This is a genomic window from Roseitranquillus sediminis (assembly GCF_016918935.1).
In the GTDB taxonomy this organism is placed as follows: domain Bacteria; phylum Pseudomonadota; class Alphaproteobacteria; order Rhodobacterales; family Rhodobacteraceae; genus Roseitranquillus; species Roseitranquillus sediminis.
In genome coordinates, this window is the sequence record NZ_JAFFOB010000023.1 from 1 (window position 1) to 15,403 (window position 15,403).

The following is a 15,403-nucleotide window of genomic DNA, read 5'->3' on the forward strand; positions in this document are numbered from 1 at the left end:
GATGCGCTCGCCTCGCGAGTTCATCGCAGCTCAAACCGCAACCGCCTGAGTGTCCGGCGAAACGGGGGCAAGATCAGACGCCATAAACAGAGAGTTCTCATGCAACCTTTGGTATGAAGATAATACACAACTTACGGTTTCGACCTATGATCAATTCTTCGCTACTGAAGAGCCGACACACGAAGACCCAAGGGCGTTGGAAGCAACGATCTCGTATCTGATTGGCTTCAATCGGGAAGGCGACCAGAAAAGCTACGAGAAGCAGATAATCACACTTATCTTCATTTCTGGCGATACCGGGTCAGCTCGCATTGGCGTAAGGTCCACTGACATTACTTGGCCTACAGGCGTGATTAGTCTTTTGACTTCAGAAATCCTCAAGCTTGAGAAGAAAACTACTGGGAGTAATGCGCCGAAGATGAGGCTTCTCTTGGCTCCCGCTGCGTTCTTTAGAAAAGAGATCCTCGCAGGAATCACAGAGGGAAAAATACTGCGATTAAAGATCGCTGGCCATGTTGGTCTCATCCTGACTCTGTCTATCTCAATGATAGCAATGCTACTCATGATCGGGAGCGTTCGGGCGCCGGCCATCTATGATCCAGCGACAAATGCGCTCATTACGGCAGATGTAGTCCAGCTAGTAGAAGAACACGGTGTAGACAGTGCGGTTGAGATGCTCCGGGCAGGAAGCACATTGAGAGTGGCTGGATTGAGCTTCGCGGACGGCCATAGTCCCTTGGTCGGCGCGGTGTTGGGTCTGATCGAATATGCAGGAAGGGTGTCCGCAGTAGTCGGCTTAGTGACCTTTCTGTATTGTCTTGTGTGCTTTCGTCATGCGCGCGCGCTGGACAGCCATTACTTCGCTCGGATCCTGTTCTCTGGTGATACTCCTCCTCCGAGGCCAAGAGTCTCGGCTAAAGACGGGGTGCTTACCTCAGTCGCATTAGGGGTGACAGGAAGCTTGTTCGCAACTTTGATCATGGGTCTGCTAGGTTTCCCTTGATCGTTGTGCGCGAGGAGACAAGATACTTGCCCCCGGCGCTGTCTGCCTTCCGCCCAGCGAGAACGCTCACGACGGAAACGCCCTCGTCCAGCGTCTCCCCTGGGAGGCCGAAGGCGCTGATCTCCACCGCCTCCCGCGCCTCCGCCGACGCCCGCACCAGCCGCGGAAACCACGCGAGCGGCACCCCGAGCCGCCGCCCGTCGGAGAGCGCCACCCACAGCCGCTCCGCATCGCACCACGCCGCCGCGATCTCCACCGCCGACACCTCCCGTAGGGCGGGCTTCAGCCCGCCAGCCCCAACCGGGGACCGGAAGCGCCCGCGCCCCGCGCGCCCCTCATGTTCCCCGAAGGTTCCAAAATGTACATGTCATGCAAGACCGGGATTTCTTGCATGAACTTGTAAAACCGGGGGTCGAGACTTGCACGAACTTGCAAAAATCCGTGCACCGACCCTACCGCCGGCGCTTGCCATCCCGCGGCATCCAGGGGAACCAGAAGGCCATCCAGGCCTCCATCATCGCCTTCTGCTGCCGGCTCGCCTCCGCCGCCATCTGCCCGCGACCGGCCGAAGTCGCCGTGTTCGCGGCCGAAAGCCACGCGCTCATCCATGGATTTTTCATGCAAGACTCCAGTATCCTGCGGAGCACCGGCCCCGCTTCGAGCACGATAACGCGTAGCCACCGCCGGCGGTTGCGACATCGTTAACCCTCTGGAACTAAGACAAATCTTGGCGACATCCGCCGCCCGGAGGACGTTTCTTGCTCATCCCGCTGGCCCTCTTCGCCGTTCTTGCAACTCCAGCCGAGGCGCAGGCCGCACACTGCGACGCCCGCGCAACGCTCGCCGGCCGGATCATGGAACTGCGCCAGAACCGCACCCCCCGCGAGGACGTCGCGCTGCTGGCCGGCGAGACAGCCGACCCCGCCCTCGCCGCCAACCTCATCGCCCGCGCCTACGCCGAAGCGCCGGGGCAGGGGGCCGACGCACGCGCAGCACAAAGCTTCCACTTCGCCGCCCGCGTGCATGAGGAATGCATCCTGGGCAACTCACTGGCCACAAAGGGGGAATTCAGGTCTGTCCGCCGCCGTTGACCGCGATCATCTGCCCGGTGACGAAGCGCCCGCCCTCGCCGGCGAGGAAGCCGACGATGCCCGCGATGTCCTCCGGATCGCCCTTGTGTCCAAGCGGCACCGGCGCCTCGCCCCCCGGCGCCTCGTCTTCCTTCCGGATCGGACCGGGAGAGATGGCGTTGACGGTGACGCCATGTGGCCCAAGCTCTTTCGCCAGCGCCTTGGTCAGCCCCCAGACGCCGTGCTTTGCGGCCGAGATCGGCGCACCCTCGAAATAGCCGTGCATCGCCTTCATTCCGGTCATGCCGATGATCCGCCCCCAGCCGCGCTCCACCATCGCCGGAGCGAAGGCGCGGCAGGTGAGGAACGAGGCGTCGAGGTCAAGGGCTAGCACCTTGCGCCAGTCCTCAAAGGTGTTCTCGAGGAATGGCTTGTGGGGGCGGACGGCCGCGTTGTTGACGAGGATGTCGACTGCGCCGAAGCGCTCCACCGCTTCGCGGGAAATGCGCGCGACGTCCTCGGCCCGGCTCACGTCGCCCATCGCGACGAGGGTCCCGGCGCCGGTGGCCGAAGCGGCCTCGGCCGTCGCACCGCAGGCTGCGCGGTCGGATGAGCCGTTGACGATGACGTTGCACCCCCGCCGGGCGAGCTCCAGCACGATCGAACGGCCGATGTTGCGGCCGGAGCCCGAGACGAAAGCCGTCTTTCCTGCGAGATCCCGTTCCATCACGTCCCTGTCCATTGCGGTGGCCGCTTGGCGAGGAACGCCTCCATGCCTTCGCGGAAGTCGTTGCTGTTGTAGCAGAGCCGGACCAGATCCTCGCCGGCGCCCTTGGGCATCCGCACCTGGAGCCGCAGAAAAGCCGTCTTGGCCGCTTGCAGTGTCAGAGGCGCCATCGAGGCGAGATGCCGGGCGAGTTCGTCGGCCCGTGTCATCAGCGCGTCGTGATCAGGCAGGATCTCGGTGAGGAGGCCCAGGGCCAGCGCCTCGTCGGCCTGCATCAGTCGCGCGGTGAAGATGAGCTCCTTCGCGCGGGCACTGCCGATCAGGTCCTTCAGACGCGCGAAGTTGTTCATGGAGAGCGTGTTGCCGAGCGTGCGGGCGACCGGATAGCCGATGCGCGTGCTGGCGGCGCCGATCCGCAAGTCGCAGCAGGCAGCGATTGCGGCGCCGCCGCCGGTGCAGGCACCCGATATGGCGGCAAGGGTCGGCTGCCGCACCGTTTCGACAGCCTCGAGCACCCGGTCGATCCGCGCCTCGTAGTCGAAGACGTCCTTCTCGGTCTTGAAAGCCCGAAATTGCGAGATGTCGGTGCCGGCGGCGAAGGCCTTCTCGCCCGCGCCAGTGATCACCAGCGCCTTCAGCGTCTTTGACCCGTTGGCGCCCTCGCAGATCTCGGCCAGCCGCTCGTACATCGCGAAGGTCATCGAGTTGCGGGCATGCGGGCGGTTGAGGGTGATCCAGCCGATGCCGTCCCGCTCCTCGTAGAGCAGTTCGTCTGCGTGATCGGTGTCCGTCATGAACGGCCCTCCTAGTGCCCGGTGAAGACCGGCTTGCGCTTTTCGGCGAAGGCGCGGCGGCCCTCGGCATAGTCGTTGCTCTCGAAGCAGTCCTGCACGAGCCGGTCGCAAAGCGCGAGGTCGCGCTCGCTCTCCGGTTTCAGTGCCTCGTGGACCGACTGCTTGATCGCCTTCATCGTCAGCGGCGCATTGTCCACGATGGTCCGGGCGATCTCCAGCGTCTTCGCCTCCAGCTCGTCGTGCGGGACCACGCGATTGACGAGGCCCATCGCCAGCGCCTCCTCGGCCGTGAAGCGGCGTGCGGTGAAGAAGATCTCCTTGGCATAGGCCGGTCCCACGAGGTCCATCACGCGGCGCACGCGGACGAAGTCATAGCCGAGGGCGAGCCTGGCGGCCGGGATCGCGAACTGCGCCCGGTCGCTCGCGATGCGCATGTCGGCGCAGACGGCAAGGTTGGTGCCGCCGCCGATGCAGTAGCCCTGGATCATCGCGACGGTGGGCTTGGGCGAGGTCAGGACCGCCTGGTAGGCGCCCTCGGTCGCGTCGTTGTAGCGGGCGACCGCGTCGGCCTCGGCGCGCTCGTCGTCGAACTTCGAAATGTCGGCGCCAGAGACGAAGGACTTTTCACCGGCGCCGGCGATGATGATGACGCGCACGTCGTCGTCCGAAGCGAAGTCGCCCATGATGTCGATGGCGGCCAGCCACATGTCGAGCGACACGGCGTTGTGCCGCTCAGGATTGTTGAAGATCATCCAGCCGAACCCGTCGGCCTTCTTCGCGATCATCTTATCGGTCATCAGTGGCGTCTCCTCACGCGTCGTTCAGACGACGCCGTTCTCGTGGAAGCGGGCAATCTCTTCCTCGCCGTAGCCGAACTCGGCCAGGATCTCGTCGGTGTGTTCGCCGCATTCCGGCGGCGGCACCGCGATCCCGCTCTCGGTGCGGCTCATCCTCACGGGCTGCGCCACGAGGTCGATCTTGCGGTCGAGCGCCGGCGATTGGACCGACCAGGACATTCCGAGATGCTGCACCTGCGGATCGGCGAACATCTCGTCGATCGTGTAGATCGGGCCGCAGGGCACGCCAGCCTCGTTGAAGATGTCGACCCATTCCTGCGAGGTCTTCTGCGCCGTCTTCTCGCCGATGGCGGCGTTCAGCGCCTTGCGGTTTTTCGACCGCGCGGCGCCGTCTGCATAATCGGGGTCGCCGATCAGTTCCTCGGCCTCGATCGCGCGGCAGAGCCGCTCCCATATCCGCTGGCCCGTCGCGGCGATGTTGATGTGGCCGTCGGCGGTGGCGAAGACGCCGGTGGGGATGCTGGTCGGATGGTCGTTGCCGGCCTGCCTCGCGACCTCGCCATCCATCAGCCAGCGGGCTGCCTGGAAGTCCAGCATCGCGATCTGCGCCTGCAGGAGCGAGGTGTGCACCCACTGACCCTCCCCCGACTGCTCGCGCTCTAGGAGCGCGACCATGATGCCGTTCGCGGTGAAGAGCCCGGCGGTCAGATCGGCGATCGGGACACCAACGCGGACCGGCCCCTGGCCCGGCAGACCAGTGATCGACATGAGCCCGCCCATGCCCTGCGCGATCTGGTCGAAGCCGGGGCGGCGTGCGTAGGGTCCGTCCTGCCCGAAGCCAGAGATCGAGGCGTAGACGAGGCGCGGGTTGATCTTGCTAAGCTCTTCATAGTCGATCCCGAGCCGCTTTTTCACGTCCGGGCGGAAGTTTTCGAGCAGCACGTCCGCCTTCTCGACCAGGCGCAGGAGCACCTCGCGCCCTTCCGGCGCCTTGAGGTTCAGCGTGAGGCTGCGCTTGTTACGGTGGAGGTTCTGGAAGTCCGAGCCGTGGCGCGGGCCACCAGGACCGTCGCCCCCCTCGATCGCCGGCGGCATCTCCACCCGGATGACGTTCGCGCCCCAGTCGGCCAGTTGACGGGCGCAGGTCGGGCCGGAGCGTACGCGGCTGAGGTCCAGGACGGTGAAGCGGGACAGCGCCGTTGCGGCGGGCTTGAATGACACGGCCGATCCTCCCTTGGGTTTTGGGGAGAGTGCGTCAACGGCACGAAGATTGTCAACAACATGCAGTCTGAAAACCGTTGACAACGTCCCATCCGAAGCGGGAGAGTTGGCGCATGTCGAGCGAAAGCATCCTCGAGGCGATCTCGCAACGCCGCAGTCAGTCCCTGACGGCGCTGGTGCGTGACGAGTTGGAGCGGCTGATCCTGAGCGGCGAACTCAGGGGGGGCGAGCGCCTCAACGAGGCTGCGCTCGCCTCTCGGCTTGGGGTCAGTCGCGGCCCCGTGCGCGAGGCGGTACGCCTGCTCGAGCGCGACGGCCTGGCGACCAGCGTCATCAACCAGGGCGCCTTCGTGCGCCAGGTCTCGATCGAGGAAGCATCCGAGCTCTACGACCTCCGCGCCGTGGTGGTCGGCTATGCCTGCGGCCGCCTGGCGGAGCGGATCACGCACGAGGAGGAGCATGAGCTCGAGGTGCTGGTCGACGCGATGGACGAGGCTGCGGAAAACGAGGCGCCGGAGGATTATTATTCGCTGAACCTCACGTTCCATGACAGGATCATGGAGGTGTCGGCCTGCCCACGTTCGACGCTGCTCTACCGGTCCATCGTGAAGGAGGCGCACCTCTTCCGGCGGCGCGCGCTAACTTCTGCAGACGCGATGCGCGAATCGAACGCCGAGCATCGGCGCATCGTTGCCTCGTTGAAGCGGCGGGATGCGGAGGCGGCGCGCGAGGCGGCAGAGCGCCACCACATCAGCGGCAAGCGCAGGTGGCTGAGGACGATGGACTGACGAAATGCCGGCGGTGCGGACGGCAAGATCGGAGAGATGCGACACCGGATCCGCACGAAACCAGAAACTCAAGGGAGGATGAAGATGATCGGAATGACCGGAAAGGCTTGGAGCCTCATCAAGGCCGGCGCCATGGCGGGAGTCGTCGCCGCGCCGCTGGCGCTGCCGCAGCAGGCGGCGGCGCAGGAGGACTACCCCAGCGAACAGCTCGAATGGACGATCGCCTTCGGGCCGGGCGGCGGCAACGACATCATGTCCCGCACGATCGTCGACATCCTGCAGAAGTACGACATCTATCCGGCCGAAATCGCGGTCGAAAACCGTGCGGGCGGCAGTGGCGCTGTTGGCTGGGGGTATCTCTACTCGCAGGCGGGCAATCCCTACGCCATCTCGACGACAAGCGGCAGCTACATCACCACGCCGCTGCAGGCCGACACGCCTTGGGGCCCGAGCGACTTCACGCCGGTCGCGCTCCTCGCGTCGGACGACCTCGTGCTGCTGGTCAACGGCGACTCTGAAATCGACAGCTTCGAGGAGTTCATCGAGAGCGCGCGCGAGAACCCGCCGACGATCGGCGGCATCGGCACCATCAACGTCGACTTCATCGTCGCCAAGATCCTGTCGGATCAGGCTGACTTCGACTTTGACTACGTGTCGTTCAACGATGCAGGCGAGATGAACACGGCCCTCCTCTCCGACGCGCTCGACGCGATGATGGCGAACCCGGCCGAGATCCTCGGCCTCGTCGAGTCGGGCGACATGAAGGCACTGGCCTTCAGCGGCGACACACCGCCCAGCGCGCTGGGCGACGTGCCCACTATGGCCGAATCCGGCTACGAGATCGGCGTATCTCTTCCGCGTGGACTGATCCTCGCACCGGACGTCTCGGAAGAGGCGCAGAACTGGTGGATCGAGGCGATGAAGCAGGTCGTCGAGACCGAGGAGTGGAAGAACTACATCGAGACGAACCAGCTGACGGAAAACATCCAGTACGGCGACGAGTTCGAAGAGACGATCCTCAGCACACAGGAGAACTTCGAGACGATCCTCCGGGAGCAGGGCGTCATCGACTGATCTTCAAGACAAGCGAACCGGCGGCATGACGCCGCCGGTCATTCTGGGGAAAAGCGTCAGATGCGCATCGGCTTTCTATTCGCGCTGCTCCTGATCAGCGCGTTCTACACGTACGTGGCGTTTGTCGAGCTGTCGTTCCTGACGGTGAGCGGCCGCCTCGGACCAGGCTTCTTTCCCAGGCTCATCGGCGTGGGGCTGATCCTGCTCTGCCTCGTCAGCCTGCCGCAGGATCTGCGGCGGATGCGGCTCGACGATGTGATGACCGGGTACTGGTCCGTTATCGCGATGATGGCGCTGCTGTCCGGCGGGCTCGTCATGCTCTTCTCGATCGTCGGCGGCACGCTCGCCATGGCGATCTTCCTCCTGGTCACGCTCTCGATCCTCAATCGTGGGCACCACCTGCAGAACCTCGCGATCGCGGTGCTACTACCGGCAGCCATCTACTACCTCTTCGATGTCTGGCTGAATGCCTCGATGCCCGAGGGCATGATCTCGCTTCCGATCTGAAACCTGTCGTGGCGCCCTTGCGCCCTGCCACTGGAGTCCCCGCCTGATGGACCTCTTCGCCGACCTTTGGATGGGCTTCTCCGTCGCCGTCAGCCCGATCAACATCGCCTATCTGCTGATCGGCGCGATGGTCGGCATGATCGTCGGCATCATTCCCGGCTTCGGGCCCTCCGCCGGCCTCGCGATCCTGCTGCCGATCACCTTCGGGATGGATCCGATCGGCGCGGTGATGATGCTGGCCGCGATCTATTACGGCTCGATGTACGGTGGCACGATCACGTCGATCCTGCTCAACACGCCTGGCGAGTCGGCGACGGTGGCCAGCACCTTCGACGGGTTTCCGCTGGCGCAGCAGGGTCGGGCGGGGCCGGCCCTCGTGATGCAGGCGGTCGCCTCCTTTGTCGGCGGCACGATCGGCGTCATCATGATCACGCTGCTCGCGCCGGCCTTCAGCCAGGTTGCGCGCAACTTCGGTCCACCGGAGTATTTCCTGCTCGCCATCATGGGCCTGCTGACGCTGGTGGTGATGATCGGCGCCAATTGGCGCTATGGCCTGATCTCAGTGTTGATCGGTTTCGCGCTCGGCACGGTCGGCGTTGACCTCGAGACGGGGCAGGGGCGCTTCACCTTCGGCTCGGCCGAATTGATCGGCGGCATCGACTTCATTCCAATCGCCATCGGCCTCTTCGGCCTCGGCGAACTCTACTATGCCTTCTATCAGGGCCTGCACGCCTCGGGCTCGGGCTCGATCGTTCAGTACTCGAAACAGAGCCGCTTCTGGCCTGAGGCCCGGGACTGGGTAGAGACGCGCGTGACGATGTTCCGCGCCTCGTTACTCGGCTTCGTGGTCGGCGTCATCCCTGGCGCCGGCGCGACGATCGCCTCTCTCATGGCCTATTCGGTAGAGCGTTCGGTCTCCAAAACGCCCGAAAAGTTCGGCAAGGGTGCGATGGCAGGTCTGGTGGGGCCGGAGTCGGCGAACAACGCCGCCTCGTCGGGCGCGATGATCCCGCTCCTGACGCTGGGGATCCCCGGCTCGGCCTCGACGGCGGTGCTGCTGGCAGCGTTCCTGCTCTGGGGCCTGCGGCCGGGCCCGCTCCTGATGGAGCAGAACCCCGAATTCGCATGGGGCCTCATCGCCTCCATGTACCTCGGCAACATGGCGCTGCTCGCCATCAACATCTTCGCCATTCCGCTTTTCGTCTGGCTGGTGAAGATCCCCTACCGGGTGCTGGCGCCCGCTGTCGTGGTGGTCTGCACCATCGGCACCTTCAGCGTGCATGGCTCGATCACCGAGACCTGGCTGATGTTCGTGGCCGGCATCGTCGGGTTCTTCATGCGTCTCTTCGGCTATTCGCCGGCCGCGCTGGTGCTCGCGCTGGTGCTTGGGCCGCTGGCCGAGGAGGCGCTGCGCCAGACGCTGACGATCTCGCGCGGCAGCTTCTGGATCTTCCTTGAGCGTCCGGGTTCGCTCTGGATCATCGCCATCACGATCGGCATCCTGCTGCTCGTTCCGCTGATGCAGCGGCTGGGCCGCCCGCCGAAGCTCGACGCCGCCTCGGGCGAGGAGGACTGATGGACGACGCCGCAGTACGAGCGATTTTCGAAGACGCGCTCGCGACACAGGAACCGGCCTTTGGCCGGTTCTTCCTCGCGAAATTCCTCGGCTTCGACATCACCTTTCCCGACGAGACCTGCGTCGTCGCCTTCATTGTCCGCGACTACATGTTCAACCCGCAGGGCAGTCTGCATGGCGGCATCGCGGCCGTGGCGCTCGATGTGTCGATGGGGCACCTCATCCACCATGTCGCCGGGAGTGGTGGCCTGACGCTGGAGATGAAGATCCAGTACATGCGCCCGGTGCGACCGGGGCAGGTGCGCTGCACGGGTCGGTTCCTCAAGCGCGGCCGATCGCTGAGCGCCATGGAATCGCGGATGACGGACGAGAACGCGAAGCTTCTCTCGATGGCGACGTCGACCTGGAAGATGCCCGAGTAGCCTGTCACGGGTCCACTGGTGTCCGCGCGCCACCCTGGCGTAGGGTCGGCCGCGATGGAGGCAGCCATGACAGACTTACCACGCCTGATCCGGAGCGGACTTCCGCATTCGGATGTCGGCATTGTCCACGTCGGGCTCGGCGCGTTCTTCCGTGCGCACGGCGCACTCTACGTGGCCGAGGCGATGGAGGCGGACGGCGGCGACTGGGGCATTGTCGGCGTCAGCCTGCGCAGCCCCGGCATCCGCGACCGGCTCTCGCCACAGGATTTCGTCTACACCGCGGTCGAGCTTGGCCCGGACGGGAAGCATCCGCGCGTCGTCGAGGTCGTTCGCGACGTCCTCGTCGCGCCCGAGGACCCGGAGGCGGTGCTGCGGCGCATGGCGGATCCCGGCGTCCGCATCGTCTCGCTGACCGTGACGGAGAAGGGCTACTGCCACCATCCCGCCAGCGGACGGCTGAACCGCGAGCATCCCGATATCCGGCACGACGTGGAGCACCCGAAGGCACCGCGCTCCGCGCCGGGTTTCCTCGTCCGGGCGCTCGAGCGGCGCTGCGGGAAGAGGGAGCGGCCGTTCACGGTGCTCTGTTGCGACAACCTACCGAAGAACGGGCCGCTCGTGCGGGGCGTGATCCTCGAACTCGCGGAGATGGTCTCGCCGGAGCTGGCGGACTGGATCGCGCGCGAGGTGAGGTTCCCGGCGACGATGGTCGACCGCATCGTCCCGGCGGTCACGGATGAGGACGTGCGCCGGATTGCGGACCTGACCGGGCGCTACGACGCCGCGCCGGTCCTGCACGAGCCGTTCCGGCAGTGGGTGGTCGAGGACGACTTCGTCGACGGTGCGCGGCCGACTATCGAGCGGGCAGGGGCGCAGATCGTCTCCGATGTCGAGCCGTTCGAGCTGATGAAGCTGCGCTGTCTCAACGGCGCGCACTCGGCACTGGCCTATCTAGGCTTCCTGGCGGGGCACGAGACGATTGCCGACGCCGTGGCGGATCCCGTGCTCGCCGATTTCGTGCAGCATCTCTGGCGCGAAGAGGTCATTCCGACGCTACAGCAACCCGAGGACGTTGATCTCGCCGCTTATACCAAGACGCTCCTCGAGCGCTTCGCGAACCCGGCGATCCGTCACCGAACTTCGCAGATCGCGATGGACGGCTCGCAGAAGCTGCCGCAACGCATCCTCGGCCCGATCTCGGACAATCTGGAGGCGGACCGATCCATCGACGGACTCTCGCTCGTCGTTGCGGCATGGATGCGCTACGTCGGCGGCGTCGACGAAGCGGGCGGGCCCATCGAGGTGAGCGATCCAATGGCCGCGCGACTGAGGCAAGCCCTGGATCACGCGTCGACCGGTCCGGCGAAGGTCGACGCGCTTCTCGGCATCGCCGACATCTTCTCGCCGAAACTCGCGGAGGACCGCGGCTTCCGCACCGCCGTCACGGCGGCCTACGACCGGCTGACCGCGCGAGGCGCAAGGAGGACGGTGCAGGATTTCGCCGCTCGCTGACGGAGCCGCGCCACCTGTCCGCCGCTTCTTCGCAGAATCTTCCACGCAGCTTCCACGAGTCGTTGAGCGAAAAGCGCGTCCTGTATATAGAGGCGGTCGCGGCCCTCTCCTGGAGATTGCGATGGCTCTGTTCGACCTGATGTCCTGGAGGGCCAGGCGCGCCCCTCGCACTGATGCATTGAACGATGTGCTGGAAGGCTTCTCGATCGAGGTGATGCCGCGCACGGCGGCGAAGGTCGAGCAGTTCGCACAGATCTTGCCCCGCGGAACCAGAGTCTACATCGCGCACATCGACGGGACGCCGATCGATGAGATGGTGTCCACGGCGCGCCGACTGCGGGACGAGGGATTTCCGGTCATGCCGCACTTCCCGGCGCGGATCATCCCCGACGCGGCGACGCTTGGCACGTGGATCCGGCGCTATCGCGAGGAGGCGGGCGTCGACCAGGCGCTCCTGCTGGCGGGCGGGGTGAGCACGCCGAGGGGTGACTTCCACAGCTCGATGCAGCTTCTCGAAACCGGCTTCTTCGACGGGTTCCGGCGGATCCACGTCGCCGGTCACCCGGAGGGCAACCGTGACATCGACGCCGACGGTTCCTCCCGGATGGCGGACGACGCGATACTGTGGAAGCAGGCCTACGCAGAGCGCACCGATGCCGAGATGGCGATTGTAACGCAGTTCGTTTTCGAGGCGCAGCCGGTGATCGTCTGGGCGGAGCGGCTGCGTGAGATGGGGGTCGCGCTGCCGGTTCACGTCGGCATCGCCGGCCCGGCCAAGCTCCAGACGCTCATCAAGTACGCTGCGGCCTGCGGTGTCGGCCCGTCGATGAGAGTTCTGCAGAAGCGCGCGCGCGACGTGACGAAACTGGTTGTCCCGTGCGAGCCGACCGACGTCGTGGCGGACCTTGCGGCCCATTGCGCAGCGAACCCTGAAAGCCTGATCCGGCAGCTGCATTTCTTCCCGCTCGGGGGGATCACGGCCAGCGCGGATTGGGTCAGGAGCCGCACCGGAAAAACGGGTATTGCGGCCACGGCCTGACGGAACGGCCATAGGCTCATTTGACGCGGCCGGCAATAGCCGAGCCACCTCGCGTGGCTTCCCCTCCCGATAGTCATTGAGAAAATCATCGACAGGCGCAGCTTGCTCCGCCTACGATGATCGCAGTTCATGCTGTCGAGGCGTAGTCTCACGCGTCCGGCCATTTAGCGATATCCCTGTTGTCCTGATCCCAAACTCATTCTCCCGGGAAGGAAGCTTCATGGCATCGCGGCTACGGGCATCCGTCTTCGGCGCCGCATTTGCCTTTCTTTCGGCACCTCATACGGCGAGTGCCCTGGAGACGGTCGAACGGGTGGAGATCCATCGCGACTGGACGCTCGGCTGCCCCGGCGCAGGCGATCCTTGCATTCTCTCCACCACCACGTTTGCCGGCGATCGGACCTGGCTTGCCACCCTCCGCCTTCAGCCGGCGCAACGAGCGGACGCTGCGGCCGAGGTCCAGCTGCTGGTGCCCCTGCAGGTGCATCTCGCGTCCGGCATCTTCGTGAAGGTTCCGGGGGCCGAGACGTCGGCGGGTCGCTTCGTCCGTTGCGTAGAAGGCGCCTGCGAGGCGCGGCTCGCGCTCGACGCTTCGGCACTCGCGGCATGGAAGCGGGCGCGAGAGGCGCGGCTGGTCTACCGGCCGCGTGCGCAGGGGCCGCCCATCGCCTTCGATGTCTCGCTCATGGGGCTGACGGCGGGGCTGGAGGCGATGGCGCAATGATCGTCCCGCTCAGTCGCACGCTGGCTTTCGTCTTCGCTCTCTGCCTCGGCGTCCTGCCGGCGACGGCGCAGACCTTCTTGATCGACGCAGTCGCATTCGAGGACTCGACTTACCTCTCTGAAGACGAGCTTCAAGATGTGGCGCGCCGCTACGTCGGCCGGCCGATCACGTTTCCCGACCTGACGGAGATGCTTGACGATGTGGAGCAGCTCTACCTGAGGCGCGGCATCCCGACGGCGCGGGCGGTGATCCCGCCGCAGGAGATCCGCGACGGCACGCTGCGCGTCTCGCTGGTTGAGGCGACGATCGAGTCAGTCGAGTACGAGGGGCTCGACCGAACCGATCCTGACTTTCTCTCACGCACGATCTCGCTGGTGCCGGGCGAGCGGCCGGACTTCGAGCGGATCGCCACCGATTTGCGGATCTTCGACATCTCGCACGACGTCTCGCCGTCGCTGAGGTTCGCACCCGGTACCGCCGCGGGCACGACACGCGTCACCGTGACGGGCGAGGAAACGCCGCGCTGGGCCTGGACTGTATCGGCCGACAACTTCGGGCGCGAGGAGACCGGCGAGACCCGCGGCTCGCTCTTCTTTCGCTGGTCGAGCGTCACCGGCGTGCGCGACACGCTGTCGTTCCAGTACCAAGCGTCCGAGGGGGCGTCGTCCGCGTCGTTGGGCTACTCGCGCCCCGTTGGGCCGGCCGGAGGACGCGTGTTCGGCACGCTCAGCTTCAGCGAGAGCCAGATCATCGGCGGCGAGTTCGCCGACGTCCAGATCGAGTCGAGCACGCAGGCGGTGACGCTGGGCTATCGCCGCGCGTGGCGGGTGCGCCCGTCGAGCCACTGGGTGCTGGAGGGCGGGCTGTCGGCGGAGCAGTCCGAGTCCGAGATCCTGGGTCTGGCCTTCGCGGACGTGGACCTGACGGAGGTCTTCGGCCGCGCGCAGCACAGCCGCCGCTTCGGCCGGGCGGCGCTGGGGCTGACCTTCGGTCTGCGCGTGGGCCAGCTCGAAGCGATGGGCACGACCGAGACGGAGGGCACCTATTACCTCGCCTTCGGCGGTGCGACCTACAGCCGACTCCTCGGCGAGCGGCTGGTCTTCGACGCCGCGCTCAACGCGCAGCTTGCGCCAGACCAGAACCTGCCGGTTGCGCGGCTGATCCTGGCGGGCGGGCCGCAGACGGTGCGTGGCTACCCGAACGACGTGCGGGGTGGGGACTCGGGACTTATCGCCAACTTCCAGCTCTCGCCGCGCGAGGCGTGGCGGCCGGTGGCGGAGAACGAGGTGGAGGTGCGGCCCTTCGGCTTCGTGGATGCAGCGCTGATCGTGCCGTTCCGGCAGGATGGCGGGATCAATGCGGACCAGGACTACCTCGCCTCCGTCGGCGTCGGCGCGACGCTGACCTGGCGGGACAGCGCCGCGCTACTGGCGATGGTGGGACAGCCGCTGATCGAGACGCTGGGCTTCGAGGAGACCGAGCCCCGCTTCTACGTCGGCATCGACTTCAGCTTCTGAGGGAGGAAGAGGGCAGGAATGGGACGACTTGCAAAGATCGCGGGAACGGCGGCCGTCATGGCATTTCTGGCGGGCAACGCGCTGGCGCAGGACGACGCGGCCGGTGCCGCCGCGCCCGAGACGGAGGCCGGAACCGAGACCGCATCGGAGGGAACGGCACCCGCCGACATCCCGAACAACACCGCGTTCGGCGACTGGATCCTGTCCTGCGATGCCGTCACCACCAGCCGCACGAGCTGCCGCCTGGTGCAGGAGCAGTCGCTGCGCGAAAGCGGGCAGCTGGTGGCGCGCTTCATCGCCGTGCCGGTCAGTGACGGCGCGATCCTGCTGGCCCAGGTGCCGATGGGCGTCTACCTGCCTGGCGGCGCGGTCTACCGCTTCGAGGGCGATGACGCCCAGGAGCAGCGCGAAATGATCTGGCAGCGCTGCGCCGGCGAGGTGTGCGAGGCCGCCGCGCCGCTCGACGAGGAGGAGCTGGCGCTCTTCGCCGAGGTCGAGGCGCTGCTCTTCGGCTTCCGCATGGCGCCGGAGGCCGAGCCGATCGTGCTCCGCGTCGACATCAGCGAGTTCGCCGAGGCGATGGACGCGATCCGCGACACTACCGGGTGACGCGAAGCGCCGGCGCGCCGTGC

The 15,403-nt window shown here is 65.9% G+C and carries 18 protein-coding genes; 12 read left to right on the forward strand and 6 right to left on the reverse strand.

From position 1 onward, the window contains the following. Positions 1–49 precede the first annotated feature (49 nt). A complete protein-coding gene (locus JM664_RS15590) occupies positions 50–1,003 on the forward strand; it encodes a hypothetical protein (RefSeq protein WP_227420863.1) in 954 nt (317 codons plus the stop codon). Here JM664_RS15590 and JM664_RS15595 read toward each other — a convergent pair. Both JM664_RS15595 and JM664_RS15600 read right to left on the reverse strand, forming a co-directional pair. Next, positions 978–1,259 carry a DUF2442 domain-containing protein gene (locus JM664_RS15595; RefSeq protein WP_227420864.1) on the reverse strand — a complete coding sequence of 94 codons (282 nt, stop codon included), beginning with the start codon at positions 1,257–1,259 and terminating at the stop codon, positions 978–980. The genes JM664_RS15590 and JM664_RS15595 overlap by 26 nt on opposite strands. Positions 1,260–1,455: 196 nt before the next feature. Then, the gene (locus JM664_RS15600) at positions 1,456–1,623 is read right to left on the reverse strand and encodes a hypothetical protein (RefSeq protein WP_227420865.1); all 168 of its coding nucleotides are present in this window, start codon (positions 1,621–1,623) and stop codon (positions 1,456–1,458) included. Between the two features lie 138 nt (positions 1,624–1,761). Here JM664_RS15600 and JM664_RS15605 point away from each other — a divergent pair, with 138 nt between their 5' ends. Further along, complete coding sequence (locus tag JM664_RS15605; RefSeq protein ID WP_227420866.1) at positions 1,762–2,094, forward strand: hypothetical protein; 333 nt, start codon at positions 1,762–1,764, stop codon at positions 2,092–2,094. Here JM664_RS15605 and JM664_RS15610 read toward each other — a convergent pair. The 4 genes from JM664_RS15610 to JM664_RS15625 are packed head-to-tail and all read right to left on the reverse strand — an operon-like array spanning position 2,072 to position 5,612. After that, complete coding sequence (locus tag JM664_RS15610; RefSeq protein WP_227420867.1) at positions 2,072–2,815, reverse strand: SDR family NAD(P)-dependent oxidoreductase; 744 nt, start codon at positions 2,813–2,815, stop codon at positions 2,072–2,074. The genes JM664_RS15605 and JM664_RS15610 overlap by 23 nt on opposite strands. Beyond that, entirely contained in the window at positions 2,800–3,594 is a 795-nt protein-coding gene (locus JM664_RS15615; protein ID WP_227420868.1) for an enoyl-CoA hydratase/isomerase family protein, read from the reverse strand. The genes JM664_RS15610 and JM664_RS15615 overlap by 16 nt, the downstream gene beginning before the upstream one ends. 11 nt (positions 3,595–3,605) lie before the next feature. Continuing rightward, positions 3,606–4,394, reverse strand: a complete 789-nt coding sequence (locus JM664_RS15620; protein ID WP_319637548.1) for an enoyl-CoA hydratase — start codon at positions 4,392–4,394, stop codon at positions 3,606–3,608. Between the two features lie 21 nt (positions 4,395–4,415). Further along, the gene (locus JM664_RS15625; RefSeq protein ID WP_227420870.1) at positions 4,416–5,612 is read right to left on the reverse strand and encodes a CaiB/BaiF CoA transferase family protein; all 1,197 of its coding nucleotides are present in this window, start codon (positions 5,610–5,612) and stop codon (positions 4,416–4,418) included. A gap of 113 nt (positions 5,613–5,725) precedes the next feature. Between JM664_RS15625 and JM664_RS15630 the strand changes: the two genes are divergently transcribed. The 10 genes from JM664_RS15630 to JM664_RS15675 all read left to right on the forward strand — a co-directional run bounded on the left by JM664_RS15630 (position 5,726) and on the right by JM664_RS15675 (position 15,380). Continuing rightward, on the forward strand, positions 5,726–6,400 hold the full coding sequence (locus tag JM664_RS15630) for a GntR family transcriptional regulator (protein ID WP_227420871.1): 675 nt from the start codon (positions 5,726–5,728) through the stop codon (positions 6,398–6,400). 84 nt (positions 6,401–6,484) lie between these two features. Continuing rightward, the gene (locus JM664_RS15635; RefSeq protein WP_227420872.1) at positions 6,485–7,474 is read left to right on the forward strand and encodes a Bug family tripartite tricarboxylate transporter substrate binding protein; all 990 of its coding nucleotides are present in this window, start codon (positions 6,485–6,487) and stop codon (positions 7,472–7,474) included. A 60-nt stretch (positions 7,475–7,534) separates the two neighbouring features. Next, a complete protein-coding gene (locus JM664_RS15640; protein WP_227420873.1) occupies positions 7,535–7,981 on the forward strand; it encodes a tripartite tricarboxylate transporter TctB family protein in 447 nt (148 codons plus the stop codon). 46 nt (positions 7,982–8,027) lie between these two features. Then, a complete protein-coding gene (locus JM664_RS15645; RefSeq protein ID WP_227420874.1) occupies positions 8,028–9,557 on the forward strand; it encodes a tripartite tricarboxylate transporter permease in 1,530 nt (509 codons plus the stop codon). After that, positions 9,557–9,979, forward strand: a complete 423-nt coding sequence (locus JM664_RS15650; RefSeq protein ID WP_227420875.1) for a PaaI family thioesterase — start codon at positions 9,557–9,559, stop codon at positions 9,977–9,979. Before JM664_RS15645 ends, JM664_RS15650 begins: the two co-directional genes overlap by 1 nt. 66 nt (positions 9,980–10,045) lie before the next feature. After that, on the forward strand, positions 10,046–11,491 hold the full coding sequence (locus JM664_RS15655; RefSeq protein ID WP_227420876.1) for a mannitol dehydrogenase family protein: 1,446 nt from the start codon (positions 10,046–10,048) through the stop codon (positions 11,489–11,491). A 121-nt stretch (positions 11,492–11,612) separates the two neighbouring features. Then, positions 11,613–12,530 carry a methylenetetrahydrofolate reductase gene (locus JM664_RS15660; protein WP_227420877.1) on the forward strand — a complete coding sequence of 306 codons (918 nt, stop codon included), beginning with the start codon at positions 11,613–11,615 and terminating at the stop codon, positions 12,528–12,530. Between the two features lie 220 nt (positions 12,531–12,750). Continuing rightward, entirely contained in the window at positions 12,751–13,254 is a 504-nt protein-coding gene (locus JM664_RS15665) for an invasion associated locus B family protein (protein WP_227420878.1), read from the forward strand. Continuing rightward, a complete protein-coding gene (locus JM664_RS15670) occupies positions 13,251–14,771 on the forward strand; it encodes a ShlB/FhaC/HecB family hemolysin secretion/activation protein (protein WP_227420879.1) in 1,521 nt (506 codons plus the stop codon). The genes JM664_RS15665 and JM664_RS15670 overlap by 4 nt, the downstream gene beginning before the upstream one ends. A gap of 18 nt (positions 14,772–14,789) precedes the next feature. Next, positions 14,790–15,380 (forward strand): invasion associated locus B family protein, encoded by a 591-nt coding sequence (locus tag JM664_RS15675; RefSeq protein ID WP_227420880.1) that lies wholly within the window; start codon positions 14,790–14,792, stop codon positions 15,378–15,380. The last annotated feature ends 23 nt before the right edge of the window (positions 15,381–15,403 follow it).